Raw genomic sequence first — 14,392 nt, 5'->3', positions numbered from 1 at the left:
AATAAAAACGCCAGGTTAACCCTGGCGTTTGACATGCTCATGACAGTACTAGTCGTCGTTGTCGGTGACCGCCCCGGTGCTCGCGGAGCTGACCAACCGTGCATACTTGGCCAGCACGCCCCGGCGGTAACGCGGTGCCGGCTGCCGCCAGGCCGCCCGACGGCGGATCATCTCATCATCGGAGATAGCCACCTCGATAGTATCGGCCACCGCGTCGATGGTGATGGTGTCGCCATCTTCCACCAGCGCCAGGGGACCGCCCTCGAACGCCTCGGGGGACACGTGGCCCACGACGAAGCCGTGGCTGCCGCCGGAGAAACGCCCGTCGGTAATCAGTGCCACGTCGCTGCCCAGCCCACGGCCCATGATGGCCGACGTAGGCGTGAGCATTTCGCGCATGCCGGGGCCGCCCTTGGGGCCTTCGTAGCGAATCACTATCACGTCCCCGGCCACGACGGTGCCGTCATTGATGCGCGCCTGGGCTTCTTCCTCAGAGCCAAACACCCGTGCCGAACCGCTGAACAGCGTGCCTTCCTTGCCGGTAATCTTGGCCACCGCACCTTCCGGCGCCAGGTTGCCATGGAGAATACGCAAATGGCTTTCGGCCTTGATGGGGTTACCCAGCGGCGCGATGATTTTCTGGTCCAGCGGGTAGGGCTCAACGTCGGCGAGGTTTTCCGCCAACGTCTTGCCGGTGACCGTCAGACAGTCACCGTGCAGCAGGCCTGCGTCGAGCAGGATCTTCATCAGCGGCTGAATACCGCCAATCGCCACCAGCTCGCTCATCATGTAATGGCCGCTGGGGCGCAGGTCGGCGACGACCGGCACGCGCTTGCCGATCTCGGTGAAGTCCTTGAGTGACAACTCGACGCCGATCGTGCGGGCCATGGCAATCAAGTGCAGTACCGCGTTGGTCGATCCCCCCAGCGCAATGACCACGGTCACGGCGTTTTCAAACGCCTCGCGGGTCATGATGTCGGAAGGCTTGATATCGTTGGCCAGCAGCGCCAGCACGGCTTCGCCCGCCGCCTCACAGTCCTCGCGCTTGTCGCGGGAAATGGCGTTCTGGGCCGAGCTGCCTGGCAGGCTCATGCCCAGGGCTTCAATCGCCGAGGCCATGGTGTTGGCGGTGTACATGCCGCCGCAGGAACCAGGGCCGGGAATCGCCGTTTCCTCGATGTTCTTAAGCTCGATCAGGTCGATATCGCCGCGGGAATGCGCGCCCATGGCCTCGAAGACCGACACGATATCGGTATGCCCCTCGCCGGGCATGATGGTGCCGCCATAGACAAACACGCTGGGGCGATTGAGCCGCGCCAGGCCCATCACACAGCCGGGCATGTTCTTGTCGCAGCCGCCGATGGCCACCAGGCCGTCAAAGCCTTCGCAGCCCGCCACGGTCTCGATGGAATCGGCGATCACCTCGCGGGACACCAGCGAGTACTTCATGCCCTCGGTACCGTTGGCGATGCCATCGGAAATGGTGATGGTGTTAAAGATCACACCCTTGCCACCCGCCGCGTCGGCGCCGTCGCGGGCATGCTCAGCCAGCTCGCCAATGTGGCTGTTGCAGGGCGTCACCATGCTCCAGGTCGAGGCAACGCCGACTTGGGGCTTTTTGAAATCGTCGTCGTTAAAACCCACGGCGCGCAGCATGGCGCGGCTGGCGGCTTTGCCTGGACCATCGACCACGGCAGAAGAATGACGGCGGGAATTGTTAGAAGACTCAGTCATGGGGAAATATCTCTCAGCATTGTTCACGGTATCGGCATAGCTTGGCGATGCCATCACTTTCGCGCAAGGCTAAAAAGGACATAAGTTCATTATCCTATGCCCATTATTGCCAGGAACGAGCATCATGAGGCAGATCACCGCGCGGATCGTAGGCTTCTAACACATCACTTTCTGCCAGATTATCGGTATAGAGCACAAGGTTCATACCTGACGGGTTTGCTAAAGAAGGAAACAGAACGCCTTTCGCCCCTTGTGCTAACGCCATATCGCCTAATAGCCAGCAAGGTGGCTCAATACGTTCATCGAACCAAAGCTTGCGCCAGTCGCAATAAAGTTCCTGCCAGAGTGAATCCCATTGCATGCTATAACCGTTACGAAAATCGACAAGCTGAGTAACGCTTATTGTATAGCTGACGATTAGGCCTGGCGGCATCAAGGCAGACAGCTGCTTGTACTCGGCCAGCGCAGTTTGATCATCAAGCGACAAATATAATGCAGCCACGCCCGGACGGTTTAATCGACCACCATGCTCTTTCGCTCCAGCACCGCTAGTGGGCGAAAATGCCCACTTTGGCACATGCACACGATAGGCCTGAGTCTTTATCGCAGGCAGTACAATCATCCCACCACGCCAGCTTGTAACGCTTTAACATACCGAAGAAGGTCATCGGCGCGGCCTTCGCTCACTAATTGCTCAGGCGTTTTATAATCAAAGGCACCGATAGGCTCATTTCGGAACCAAAACAACGCATCGTGGAAATCACCATTAATATCAGCCGCCGCACCCAATACCCTGAGTGCATCACGAAGGAAGCGTTGAAGCTTCTCTGCGCCCTGCGCTCTAGAGATGGTTGTGCGATGCACGTGCGCGTGACTGGCCAACGTTTGAATATCCATGCTCAGTGCGCTGGCAAACAGCTTAGGATTGATGAGCGGTTGGCCTTCTTCACGAGCGACGCCTTTCAAGTCAGCAAGAAAGCGCGCAAAGGAGTCTGGCGCTTGATAGCCCATCGGTTCGCTATGTGATTCTTCTATTGCCGTCGCCATGACAAGCCTCCCGCTGCGTTTATGCAGCCAAAAAACAACATATATTCATCATAGCACTTAAAAACCAAGTTGCTAACGCACTGAGCGTTGGCCAACTACTTATGGCACCATACCCTTAGCCACCACCACTGCCGTGAAGGAACCTCGCGCATGCCCGCCAATTCGCTGCTTTCGCCAACACCGCTAACGCCAGGGTTCATGGTGGTGCATGGCAACCGCCTGGAAGATTTGCGCGGGCTGGCGGTGGAATGGATGCGCCTGCACCCGCTCTCGCCGCTGGAGAATGAAACCATCCTGGTGCAGAGCAACGGCATCGGGCAGTGGCTGAAATTGGCGCTGGCGGAAGACCCGGACAACGGCGGCGCGGGGATTGCGGCGGCGCTGGACGTGATGCTGCCCGCGCGGTTCCTGTGGCAGGCCTACCGCACGGTGCTGACTCACTTATCGAACAACGAAGACGCCGTGCCGGAAACCTCGCCATTCGACAAATCCCGCCTGGTCTGGCGGCTGTTACGCCTGCTGCCGACCCTTGCCGGGCAGGAGGTCTTCGCCCCGCTGGCACAGTTCCTGGAAGTCGACCGCGACCAGCGCAAGCACTACCAGCTGGCCGAACGGCTGGCGGACCTGTTCGACCAGTATCAGGTCTACCGCGCCGACTGGCTGGACGCCTGGGCCAACGGCGAGGACGTACTGATCACCGCCCGCGGCGAGGCCCGCCCGCTGGAAGACCACCAGCGCTGGCAGCCCGCGCTGTGGCGCATTCTGCGCGAAGACGTGGCCGCTACCCAGGGCGATGCGGGCCTCGACAGCAGCCGCGCCCAGGTGCATCGGCGCTTTTTGAAGGCCACCGAGCAATTGGACGGCCAGACCTGCCCGTCGGGCCTGCCCCGGCGGCTGATCATTTTCGGCATTTCATCGCTGCCCCAGCAGACGCTGGAAGCCCTGGCAGCGCTCTCACGCTGCTGCCAGGTGGTGCTCTGCGTGCACAACCCCTGCCAGTACTACTGGGCGGATATCATCGAGCACAAGGACCTGCTGCGCGCCAGCCACTACCGCCAGCGGCGCAAGACCGGCATGCCGGAAGCGCTGGACGTGCTGGGCACCGGCGACGCTGACGATGCCCTGCACCTTCACGCCCAGCCGCTGCTCGCTGCCTGGGGCAAACAGGGCCGCGACTACCTGCGTCTGCTGGATGAGCACGACGACACGGGGCACTACCAGACCCTGTTCGAGCAGCAGGCGCTGCGCATCGACATGTTCGAGCCGTTCTCCGGCGAACGCGGCTGCCTGCTCAGCCAGCTGCAGGACGACATCCGCGAGCTGCGCCCGGTAGCGGAAACCCAAACCCACTGGCCCGCCCTCGACCCGGCAGATGACTCCCTGGTGTTCCATATCGCCCACGGCCCTCAGCGGGAAGTCGAGATTCTTCACGACCAGCTGCTGGCCGCCTTCAGTGCCGACCCCGCGCTGCGCCCGCGGGACATCATCGTCATGGTGCCGGATATCGACCGCTACGCGCCGCACATCGACGCGGTATTCGGCCAGCTTCAAAGTGACGACCCGCGCTTCATTCCCTACACGCTTTCCGACCAGGCCAGCCGTCACCGCCTGCCGATGATGATCGCCCTGGAAAAGCTGCTGCGCCTGCCGGAGCTGCGCCTGTCCGTCAGCGACCTGCTGGACCTACTCGACGTCCCTGCCCTGCGCCAGCGCTTCGGGCTGGAAGAGCGCGACCTGCCGGTTCTGGAACGTTGGATGGAAGGCGCGGGCATTCGCTGGGGGCTCAACGCCAAACAGCGCCAGACCCTGGAGTTGCCCGGCGGGCTCAGCCAGAACACCTGGGCCTTTGGCCTGCGTCGCCTGCTGCTCGGCTATACGGTGGGCGACGGCGACGCCTGGCAGGGCATCGAGCCGTTCGACGATATCGGCGGGCTGGAAGCGGGCCTTGCCGGGCCCCTGGCGACCCTGCTGGAAAAACTCGAAGCCACCTGGGAGACCTTCCGCCAGCCCACCGACGCCGCCAGTTGGGTCGAGCGACTGCGCACCCTGCTGGAAACCTTCTTCCTGACCGACGACGCCCAGGAAAGCGTGATGCTCACCAAGCTGGAAAACGGCCTGCAGCAAATCCTCGAAAGCAGCCGCGAAGCCCAGCTGGAAGACCCGCTGCCGCTTTCCATGGTGCGCGAACACTGGCTCGCTCAGATCGATGAGCACAGCCTTTCCCAGCGCTTTCTGGCCGGGGCGGTCAACTTCGCCACGCTAATGCCCATGCGCGCCATCCCCTTCAAGCGGGTGTGCCTGCTGGGCATGAACGACGGCGAATACCCCCGCTCCCAGCCGCCGCTGGACTTCGACCTGATGGGCAGCGACTACCGCCCCGGCGACCGCTCCCGCCGGGAAGACGACCGCTACCTGTTTCTCGAAGCGCTGCTCTCCGCCCGCGACCAGCTCTACGTCAGTTGGGTCGGCCGCAGCCAGATCGACAACACGACGCTTCCGCCCTCGGTGCTGGTCGGCCAGCTGCGCGACCACCTGGCCGCCGGTTGGCACTTTGAACACGACGCCCCGCTGCTCGACACCCTGACCACCGAGCACCCGCTGCAGCCGTTCAGCCGCCGCTATTTCGAAGACAGCACCGAGTCAGCGCGGCTATTCACCTATATTCATGAGTGGCGTGGGGTTCATGAATGGCGCGACGATCAAGCCTCCAGAGCGCCACGGTCTCAGCCCGAAAAGCTCCCCCCGCCGGAAAACGCCCCCGCCAGCCTGTCCCTCGGCCAGCTGGGCAGCTTTCTCCGCGAGCCGGTGCGCAGCTTCTTCAATACCCGGCTGGGCGTCTACTTCGAGCAGGAAGCCATCGCCGAGCTGGACGCCGAACCCTTCGCGCTGGACGGCCTGCAGAACTGGCAGCTCCAAGACCGGCTGATTGCCGCCCAGCGCCACGCGGTGGACAACGGCGAGCCGCGCCTGGAAGCCCTCGACGCGCAGCTGGAACGCTTCCAGCGCCAGGGCGTGCTCGCCATGGGCGCCTTTGGCGAGCGCATGCGCGAAACGCTGGCCGAGCCCATGGACGACCTGTTCAGTGCCTACCAGGAAGCACTGGACCAGTGGCCGGTGGCAATAAGCGCCCCGGAAGCCATTCACCTGGAGGGTAGCAACGGCATCGTGCTGGAAGACTGGCTGAACGAACTGCGCCAGAACGAGGCCGGCGACCGCTGCCGGTTGTTACTGCTCAGCAGCAGCCTGATCAGCCAGGGCAGCGGGCGCGGCCAGTACCGCTGGACCCACCTGCTGCGCCCCTGGGTCGCGCACCTGGCAGGCAACCTCAGCGGCCCGATGACCACCCAGCTACTTTCCAAGGCAGGCAACATCACGCTGGACCCCATCGCCGCCGACACCGCCCGCGCCCACCTGGACACCCAGATGACAGCCTGGCAAGCAGGCCTTGAAGCCCCGCTGCCGCTGGCCCCTCAGGCCGCCTTTGCCTGGCTGACCAAGCTAGGCACACCGGAGATCGCTGAAGAAAAAGGCCGGGAAAGCGACGCCTACGCCGCCGCAGAAGGTGCCTATGACGGCGGCCGCTTCCAGACCGGCGAAGTCGCCCAAAGCGCGTACCTGGCCCACCAGTGGCCCCGCTTCGAGCGACTGTTCAATGACCACCGCGAACAGGCGCACAGCTTCGCCGCGCTGACCGAGGCGCTCTACGCCCCGCTGTTTTATGCGGTAAAGGGTTAGACTCGATACAGTGCTAGACTTTATCAACAGGCTCAAAGGAAAGGAGAGGCCTCCATGCGACTCACTCAATCACAGCGCTCCACTATCGTCTCTGGTGTACGTGAGTTCATTGGACCTTCTGTCAACGTCCAAGTGTTTGGTTCGCGTCTGGACGACACAAAGCGAGGCGGTGATATCGACCTGCTACTGATCTCCAAGACAGCGATTCCTCTGCTTGCCTCAGCCGAGCTCAAAATGGCGCTGGAGGAGCGGCTACAACTCCCTGTGGATATCGTGACCTACGTATCGACGGATGAGCCAACGCCCTTCCAGGCGATAGCCCTGGGTCAGTCGACGCCAATTGATAGCGAGGAAGCAGCATGAGCCAGGACGTTCTCAGCGACCAACAACGCTATCTTGCGCAATTACTGGAAGCGATTCAGCGCTGCGCCTGGTTTCTGCAACAGTCTCGCAATAAGGTGAATTGGCCAATTGACGGAGAGTGGCTGGCAAACCACAAAAAAGATGTGGAATTATTTGAAACACTTGCCGCACTCAATGAACGATTTGCCAAGCTGCAGGATTCCCTAGCATCCGCAATGCGACACAGTGCCCTGCTTGCGGGAGAGTCCACCGAGAGCTTTCTTAAGGTACTTGCGCTGTTTGAAAAACAAGGCGTGATTGATGCGACGAGTGACTGGCAGCGCTGCCGCGCCATCCGCAACATCGCCGCCCATGACTACTCAACGCACTACGCTCAGATAGCAGAACACTTCAATCTGTTGAACGAACTCTCCGACATACTCCTGCATACGTCTCGAAACCTGGTGGCCTGGTGCGCTGACCAACTCCAGATTCGTCCTGCAAGCCAAGACTTCTCCACTGAGTTTGACAATATTTTCTTATGAGTCAGCCCGCACCACTCAATCCATTGAGCCTCCCCCTCCACGGCAGCCGCCTGATCGAGGCCAGCGCGGGCACCGGCAAGACCTTCACCATCGCGCTTTTATACGTGCGCCTGGTGCTGGGCGGCCAGCACAGCGAAGACGACACCGCTTTTATCCGCCCGCTCACGCCGCCGGAAATCCTGGTCGTCACCTTCACCAACGCCGCCACCCAGGAGCTGCGCGAACGTATCCGCAACCGGCTGGTAGAAGCCGCTGGGGTGTTTCGGGCTGACACCGCCGACGAGGAAGCTGATTCGCTGCTCCTCCAGCTCCGCGCCCAATACGCTGAAGCCACCTGGCCCGCCTGCGCCCGCCGCCTGGAGCTGGCCGCGGAATGGATGGACGAAGCTGCGGTTTCCACCATCCACAGCTGGTGCTACCGCATGCTGCGCGAGCACGCCTTCGACAGCGGCAGCCTGTTCTCCCTCGACCTGGAAAACGACCAGCACGAACTGGAACAGGAAGTGGTGCGCGACTACTGGCGCACTTTCTACTACCCGCTGGACGCCGAGGCACTTGGCCATATAACCCGCTACTGGAAATCCCCCGACGAGCTGCACGCCCAGGTCGCCCGGCTGCTCGCCGAAAGCGAGGCCCTCGGCAGCAAGCGCCCCGACCCGGCGGAGACCCTGAGCGCCGCCGAGGCCGAACGCCAGGCAACGCTCAGCACCCTGAAAGCCCCCTGGCCCGCCTGGCTGGACGAACTGGTGCCCGCGCTGGAAGACGCCGCCAAGCGCAAGGCCTTCAAAGGCCAAAGCTTCAACGCCAAAAGCCGCGCCAGCTGGCTGGGCGCGCTACGCGAATGGAGCGAAAGCGACCTGGAGCGCCCCTCGCTGACGCCCGCCGCCTGGAATCGCCTCACCCCGGAGGGCATGGCCGAGATCTGGAAAGACGGCGCGCCGCCCTGCCCAGCAGCCTTTGAAGCGCTGGCCGAGCTGCCCGAAGCGCTCAAGGCCCTGCCGGAACCGCGCAACGACCTGCTGATTCACGCCGTGCAGTGGTGCAAGGTGCGCCTGGAACGCGAGCAGGAACGCCGCGCCGAAATGGGCCCCAACGACCTGCTCAGCCACCTGGACCGCGCCCTGCAAGGCCCCAACCGTGAAGCGTTGGCCGCGCAGATCCTGCGCCAGTTCCCCGTCGCGCTGATCGACGAGTTCCAGGACACCGACCCCATCCAGTACCGCATCTTCAACGCGGTATTCGAGGTCGCCAAGCCCCGCCGCGATGCCGCCATCCTGCTGATCGGCGACCCCAAGCAGGCCATCTACGCCTTTCGCGGCGCAGATATCTTCACCTACCTGCAGGCCCGCCAGGACACCGCCGGCCGCCACGTCACGCTGGGCACCAACTTCCGTTCCAGCCGCGCCATGGTCGAGGCCGTCAACCACTGCTTCGCCTACGCCGACCGGCAACCCGCCGGGGCGTTCCTGTTCCGCGAAGAAGGCGGCGACAACCCGCTGCCCTTCCAGCCCGTGACCGCCAAAGGCCGCGACGAACAGCTGGTGCACCAGGGCCAACCGCTGCCCGCCATGACGCTCTGGGCGCTGCCAAGCGATGAGGTGCTTTCCAAAACCGCCTACCAGACCGAAATGGCCGAGCGCTGCGCCTCGCACATGACCGAACTGCTCCGCGCCGGGCAACAGGCAGAAAGTGGCTTCCAGAAAGACGACCAACTGACGCCGCTCAAGCCTTCCGACATGGCGGTGCTGGTCAACGGCCTGCAGGAAGCCCGCGCCATTCGTCTGGCGCTGGCCAGCCGCGGGGTCAAAAGCGTTTACCTCTCCGACCACGACAAGGTATTCAGCTCGCCCATGGCCGGGCAGGTAGAGCGTTGGCTGCGCGCCTGCGCCGAGCCGCTGGCAAGCTCCCGCCAGGCCGAAGCCCACCTGCGCGCCGCCCTGGCCACGCCAGTGCTGGGTCTCACCCTGGCCGACCTGGACCACCTCCAGCAAAGCGAGCTGGCCTGGGAAGCGCGGGTCGAGCAGTTCAGCCACTACCATCGCCTCTGGCAGCGCCAGGGCGTGCTGCCGCTGGTCCGCCGCATGATGGTCGACTTCGATATTCCCGCCCGCTTGCTGGCGGCGTTCGAAGACGGTGAGCGCTTGCTAACCGACCTGCTGCACCTGGGCGAACTGCTCCAGCAGGCAAGCGCTGAACTGGACGGCGAACACGCGCTGATTCGCTTTCTTTACGACGCCATCGCCGACCCGGAAAGCCACGGCGACAGCCACAAGCTCCGCCTGGAAAGCGACGCCGACCTGGTCAAGGTGGTCACCATCCACAAGTCCAAGGGGCTCGAGTACCCGCTGGTGTTTCTGCCGTTTATCGCCAACCATCGCCCGGTCAGCGACAAGGACCTGCCGCTGCGCTGGCACGACGCCCAGGGCAACCTGCAACTCAGCCTGAGCGCCGACGAAGACACCCTGGCCACCGCCGACCGCGAGCGCCTGGGCGAAGACCTGCGCAAGCTCTACGTAGCGCTCACCCGCGCCCGCCACGCCACCTGGCTGGGGCTGGCGCCGCTCAAGGGGCTGGAAAACAGCGCCATCGGCCACCTGATCAACGGCGGCAAGACCCTCGACCCGGAGGCACTCACCACCAAGCTGGATGAATTGGTTGCAGGCAGCGACATTCGCGTTGATGCGCCCCCCGAGCCCACGGCGCTGCGCCTTGCACCGCCCCAGCAAACCACCCCCCTGGGGCATGCCCGCACGCCCAAACGCCCGGCCAAGGAACACTGGTGGATTGCCAGCTACTCGGCGCTGCGCCTTTCCGGCACGCTCACCGCCCCCGTGCCCACGCCCCTGGAGCCCACCACCGCCCAGGAAGCCACGGCGTTCGAAGTGCTGGATGAACCGCAGGATCTCTCCGAGCCGGACGCGTTTCACCTGCACAAGTTTCCGCGTGGCCCCGGCCCCGGCACCTTCCTGCACGGGCTGCTGGAATGGGCAGGCAGGGAAGGCTTTGACACCGCCACTACCGACAGCGCTGCCCTTGACGATATGCTCTGGCGGCGGGTGCAACTGCGCGGCTGGCAGGCATGGCAGGAACCACTGGCCGGGTGGCTCACGGCGCTTTTGACCACGCCCTTGCCGCTGAACCACAGCGACAGCGTGCCACTCACCGAGCTTGGCAGCTATCAGGTGGAACTGGAGTTCTGGTTCGCCGCCAAACAGGTCAATACCCAGGCCATCGACGCCCTGGTTAGCAAGCACTTACTTCCTGGGGTTGAGCGGCCCGCGCTGGACGCTGACACACTGAACGGCATGCTGAAAGGCTTTATTGATCTGGCCTTCGAACACCAGGGGCGCTTCTACGTGCTGGACTGGAAATCCAACTATCTGGGGCCGGATGACAGCGCCTACGAACCCGAAGCCCTGCGCCAGGCGCTGCTGACCAAACGCTACGATCTGCAGGCCGCGCTTTACCTGCTGGCCATGCACCGACTTTTAAAAGCGCGCCTGCCCGACTACGACCCGCACCAGCACCTGGGAGGCTCGATGACGGTCTTTCTGCGCGGCAGCCGCAGCCCGGGGCGCGGCGTCTTTGCCGAGCCCGCCCCGGTTGAACTGATCGAAGCCCTGGATGCCCTGTTTGCCGGTGAGCCGGTTTCCACCACGTCGCAAGAGGCCACGCTATGAGCAGTAAACGCACCAACGGCCACCCAGGCGACACCCAAACGTTTGACCTGTTCGACGACACCAACGCCGAAACGAGAGAGCCAACGCCCACGGCGGATTCCACGCAAGTAAGCGCTCACCTTGCACTCAGCGATACGACCGAACTACTGGCACTATGCGAGCGCTGGGTGGCCCGCGGCTGGCTGCGGGATCTGGACCGCGCCCTGGTGCGCTTCCTCGCCATGGAAGCGCCGGACGCCCCGCCGCTACTGCTACTCGGCGCCGCACTTGCCAGCCATCAGCTAGGCCGCGGCCATGTGTGCCTGGATCTTAACGCCACGCTGAACGCACCGGACTTTGCGCTCTCGCTACCGCCGGAAGGCGACGACCTAACCGACCCGCCGCCGCTACCCAGCCATGTGTTAGCGACACTCACGCTGGAAGACTGGCAAGCCGCCCTGCACCACCCCGTGATAGCCAGCAACGGCCCCGGCAATACACCGCTGGTCGTCAGCCACAACGGCAACACCACCAAGCTCTACCTACGCCGCTACTGGCAATACGAACAAACCCTGCACCAGGAAATCGCCAACCGCCTCACCGGCGAAGAGGGCACCTGTAGGAGCCCAATTCATTGGGCGATGGGTGACGATAGTCACCCCGGAATACTCCCCCAAGCCTTGAACGTCCTCTTCAAACCCACTAATACCCTAGACTGGCAAAAAACCGCCTGCGCCCTGGCCGCCCGCAACCGCTTCGGCATCATTACCGGCGGCCCCGGCACCGGCAAAACCACCACCGTGGTGCGCCTGCTCGCCCTGCTGCAAACCCTGCAACTGGCAGAGCCCAATGCCCAACCGCTACGCATCCGCCTCGCCGCCCCCACCGGCAAAGCCGCCGCCCGGCTGAATGAATCCATCGCCGGGCAGGTAAGCCTGCTGCCGACGGAGGCACTGGCCGACCTGTGCGATGAAGCCGTTACCGATCAGCTAAAGGCGTCTATTCCTACTGAGGTGACCACGCTTCACCGCTTACTTGGCGCCAGGCCGGACACCCGCCACTTCCGCCACAACGCCGCCAACCCGCTGGCGTTGGACGTGCTGGTGATCGACGAAGCCTCGATGGTAGATATCGAAATGATGACCGCCGTGCTGCGCGCCCTGCCCGCCCAGGCGCAGCTGGTGTTGCTGGGGGATAAAGACCAGCTCGCCTCGGTGGAAGCCGGTGCCGTACTGGGCGACCTGTGTCGCCGCGCCGAGGCTGCCCACTACACGCCGGAGACCGCCCAATGGCTGGAACACGCCACCGGCCAGCCGCTGCCGCCGGACTACATCGACGCCCAGGGCCAGCCCCTCGACCAGGCCATTACCATGCTGCGGGTCAGCCACCGCTTTAACGAGCACAGCGGCATCGGCCAACTGGCCCAGGCGATCAACCAGCCAAGCCACGCCCAAAGCGACCAGGAAAAACACCAGGCGGTAAACAAGGTACTGCGCCACGGCTACCCGGACCTGCACCACCTGACGCTGACCGACGACGCCGCGCTGGATAAACTGGTCATTCACGGTAGCCCCGACAAGTTTATCAACGGCGGCGAAGGCCGCACCGACCATCACGGCGCCCCCATCGCCCCGCCCACCGGCTACCGCCACTACCTGAACGTACTGAATGCCCAGCGCCCACGTGGGGAATCGTTCGAGGAAAGCGCAGACGCCTACAACGACTGGGCAAGCGCGGTACTCAGCGCCTCCAGCCATTTCCAGCTGCTATGCGCGCTGCGCAAAGGCCCCTGGGGGGTAGAAGGCCTGAACCTACGCATCGCCAAAACGTTACGCAGCGAAAAGCTGCTGTACGGGAGTGATTTCACGCTGGAGAAAGGCTGGTATGAAGGCCGCCCGGTACTCGTCACCCAAAACGACTACGGCCTAAAACTGATGAACGGCGATATAGGCATCACGCTAGCGGTGCCCGACCCGCGCACACCGGGCAAATCGCTACTTAGAGTCGCCTTTCCGACAAGCGATGCAGAAAAACCCATCCGCTGGGTGCTACCTTCTCGCCTGCACGCGGTAGAAACCGTGTTCGCAATGACGGTACACAAATCCCAGGGCTCAGAGTTCAAACACACCGCCCTGCTGCTACCGCCCACCATCAACCCCATTCTCACCCGCGAGCTGGTCTACACCGGGATCACCCGCGCCCGCGAATGGCTTACGGTGGTGGAAGCCAAGCGAGGGGTGTTGAATGAGGCTGTGGCTCGGGAGGTTATGAGGGTGAGTGGTGTTGGAGGTTAACGCCTCAATCAGCCGAGTCATTAGCAGTCGACTGCATTAATTTGTTAGCCTCTTTTTCTTCAAACACCTTTTTCAGCGGTGAATCACTAGGATATAAAACTTTGGCACTTGGTACATCTAACGATGCTGTATCCAAGTGCGAATCTTGATCGTCGAAGAAAATATGTGGCTTAAAAGCTTTTAGGAATCTACTCTTTTGTAATCCACCAAGGAAAAACGCTTGATCAATGTATACGTTCCATTCTCTTATAGTATTTATCACCCTCATTTCAGCAGGGCTATTTCTTGCTGTCATAATAGCTAGACGAACAGGAGAATATTCGATTCTTCCAGGTAGACGCTCTTGGATCTTAGAAAGTTTTTTCAGCAGGTTAGCGTGAGGCCCCTCTTGCAGTGGGACTTCTTTCTGCAAATCTTCAGTTTCCCAGAATTTATCGAGGCCTTCAGTCTGATTAATGAGCTCACTATCTTCGCTAAATAGCACTGCATCTGCATCGAAAGCAAATCTAACTTGGTCATCTCTCAATTCATAGGAGGACCTCGGCGGCTCTTTAACAATTGCGCCAGCACAAACTTTACTATCAACCACACTTTGAGCATCTTTTTCATCTGTGGTCAAAAATAAATCAACATAAAATGCTTCTAAATAGTCAGAGCTTGGCTCTCCAGCGGTAAATGCTGATCGCGTAATGGCTAGGCCTCGCCGCCTTATCTCCTTTAAAACCCTAAAACCAGTTTCCGGGCTATTTTTAGAAATTACGACGACCTCAACGATTGGATTCTTACCGCCTTCAGCTTGATGTTTATTCAAGCCGAGCAACGCTTTCACCAAAGGCATACCAGTACCGTCATTTAATGGCTCATTTTCGTGCTGAAGCATGTACTCACGGTACTCTATAATCGCAGTTTCGGGATCTTCTGCTTTTTTTTCCCTAAAAACCTTGTCGGCTTCTGAAAGATCAAAAAGTGCAGTTGCCGATATTCCAACAACCAACGTTTCTGATAAATCTATTGGCATACGTACTCCTTGCAAAGA

Annotated in this window: 9 protein-coding genes; 5 read left to right on the top strand and 4 right to left on the bottom strand. The window is 61.8% G+C overall.

From position 1 onward, the window contains the following. Nucleotides 1-48: 48 nt before the first annotated feature. The 3 genes from ilvD to BMX75_RS07670 all read right to left on the bottom strand — a co-directional run bounded on the left by ilvD (nt 49) and on the right by BMX75_RS07670 (nt 2,781). A complete protein-coding gene (gene ilvD / locus BMX75_RS07680; protein ID WP_092827040.1) occupies nt 49-1,734 on the bottom strand; it encodes a dihydroxy-acid dehydratase in 1,686 nt (561 codons plus the stop codon). A 103-nt stretch (nt 1,735-1,837) separates the two neighbouring features. Next, nucleotides 1,838-2,356, bottom strand: a complete 519-nt coding sequence (locus tag BMX75_RS07675) for an RES family NAD+ phosphorylase (RefSeq protein ID WP_092826791.1) — start codon at nt 2,354-2,356, stop codon at nt 1,838-1,840. After that, nucleotides 2,353-2,781 (bottom strand): DUF2384 domain-containing protein, encoded by a 429-nt coding sequence (locus BMX75_RS07670; RefSeq protein ID WP_092826789.1) that lies wholly within the window; start codon nt 2,779-2,781, stop codon nt 2,353-2,355. The genes BMX75_RS07675 and BMX75_RS07670 overlap by 4 nt, the downstream gene beginning before the upstream one ends. A gap of 150 nt (nt 2,782-2,931) precedes the next feature. Between BMX75_RS07670 and recC the strand changes: the two genes are divergently transcribed. Genes recC through recD form a run of 5 tightly spaced genes read left to right on the top strand, consistent with a single transcriptional unit; the run spans nt 2,932 to nt 13,356 of the window. Then, nucleotides 2,932-6,516: an exodeoxyribonuclease V subunit gamma gene (gene recC, locus BMX75_RS07665; RefSeq protein WP_092826787.1), complete on the top strand. Its 3,585-nt coding sequence runs from the start codon at nt 2,932-2,934 to the stop codon at nt 6,514-6,516. A 54-nt stretch (nt 6,517-6,570) separates the two neighbouring features. After that, a complete protein-coding gene (locus tag BMX75_RS07660) occupies nt 6,571-6,879 on the top strand; it encodes a nucleotidyltransferase domain-containing protein (RefSeq protein ID WP_092826785.1) in 309 nt (102 codons plus the stop codon). Next, nucleotides 6,876-7,403 (top strand): hypothetical protein, encoded by a 528-nt coding sequence (locus BMX75_RS07655; protein WP_092826783.1) that lies wholly within the window; start codon nt 6,876-6,878, stop codon nt 7,401-7,403. Before BMX75_RS07660 ends, BMX75_RS07655 begins: the two co-directional genes overlap by 4 nt. Further along, a complete protein-coding gene (gene recB / locus BMX75_RS07650; protein WP_092826781.1) occupies nt 7,400-11,083 on the top strand; it encodes an exodeoxyribonuclease V subunit beta in 3,684 nt (1,227 codons plus the stop codon). The genes BMX75_RS07655 and recB overlap by 4 nt, the downstream gene beginning before the upstream one ends. Further along, the gene (recD, locus tag BMX75_RS07645) at nt 11,080-13,356 is read left to right on the top strand and encodes an exodeoxyribonuclease V subunit alpha (RefSeq protein ID WP_092826779.1); all 2,277 of its coding nucleotides are present in this window, start codon (nt 11,080-11,082) and stop codon (nt 13,354-13,356) included. Before recB ends, recD begins: the two co-directional genes overlap by 4 nt. A 4-nt stretch (nt 13,357-13,360) precedes the next feature. Here the strand turns inward: recD and BMX75_RS07640 are convergent, their stop codons facing one another. Then, complete coding sequence (locus BMX75_RS07640) at nt 13,361-14,374, bottom strand: 5'-nucleotidase (RefSeq protein ID WP_092826777.1); 1,014 nt, start codon at nt 14,372-14,374, stop codon at nt 13,361-13,363. Nucleotides 14,375-14,392 lie beyond the last annotated feature (18 nt).

This window comes from Vreelandella subterranea (assembly GCF_900111305.1).
GTDB classification, from domain to species: Bacteria; Pseudomonadota; Gammaproteobacteria; order Pseudomonadales; family Halomonadaceae; genus Vreelandella; species Vreelandella subterranea.
Note: the sequence above shows the minus strand (reverse complement) of the source record. Positions and strands in the feature narration are given on the sequence as shown.

What these genes read in the sequence shown, in the direction of transcription:
- ilvD (WP_092827040.1), bottom strand. Translation starts at nt 1,734, where the DNA reads ATGACTGAGTCTTCTAACAATTCCCGCCGTCATTCTTCTGCCGTGGTC.
- BMX75_RS07675 (WP_092826791.1), bottom strand. Translation starts at nt 2,356, where the DNA reads ATGATTGTACTGCCTGCGATAAAGACTCAGGCCTATCGTGTGCATGTG.
- BMX75_RS07670 (WP_092826789.1), bottom strand. Translation starts at nt 2,781, where the DNA reads ATGGCGACGGCAATAGAAGAATCACATAGCGAACCGATGGGCTATCAA.
- recC (WP_092826787.1), top strand. Translation starts at nt 2,932, where the DNA reads ATGCCCGCCAATTCGCTGCTTTCGCCAACACCGCTAACGCCAGGGTTC.
- BMX75_RS07660 (WP_092826785.1), top strand. Translation starts at nt 6,571, where the DNA reads ATGCGACTCACTCAATCACAGCGCTCCACTATCGTCTCTGGTGTACGT.
- BMX75_RS07655 (WP_092826783.1), top strand. Translation starts at nt 6,876, where the DNA reads ATGAGCCAGGACGTTCTCAGCGACCAACAACGCTATCTTGCGCAATTA.
- recB (WP_092826781.1), top strand. Translation starts at nt 7,400, where the DNA reads ATGAGTCAGCCCGCACCACTCAATCCATTGAGCCTCCCCCTCCACGGC.
- recD (WP_092826779.1), top strand. Translation starts at nt 11,080, where the DNA reads ATGAGCAGTAAACGCACCAACGGCCACCCAGGCGACACCCAAACGTTT.
- BMX75_RS07640 (WP_092826777.1), bottom strand. Translation starts at nt 14,374, where the DNA reads ATGCCAATAGATTTATCAGAAACGTTGGTTGTTGGAATATCGGCAACT.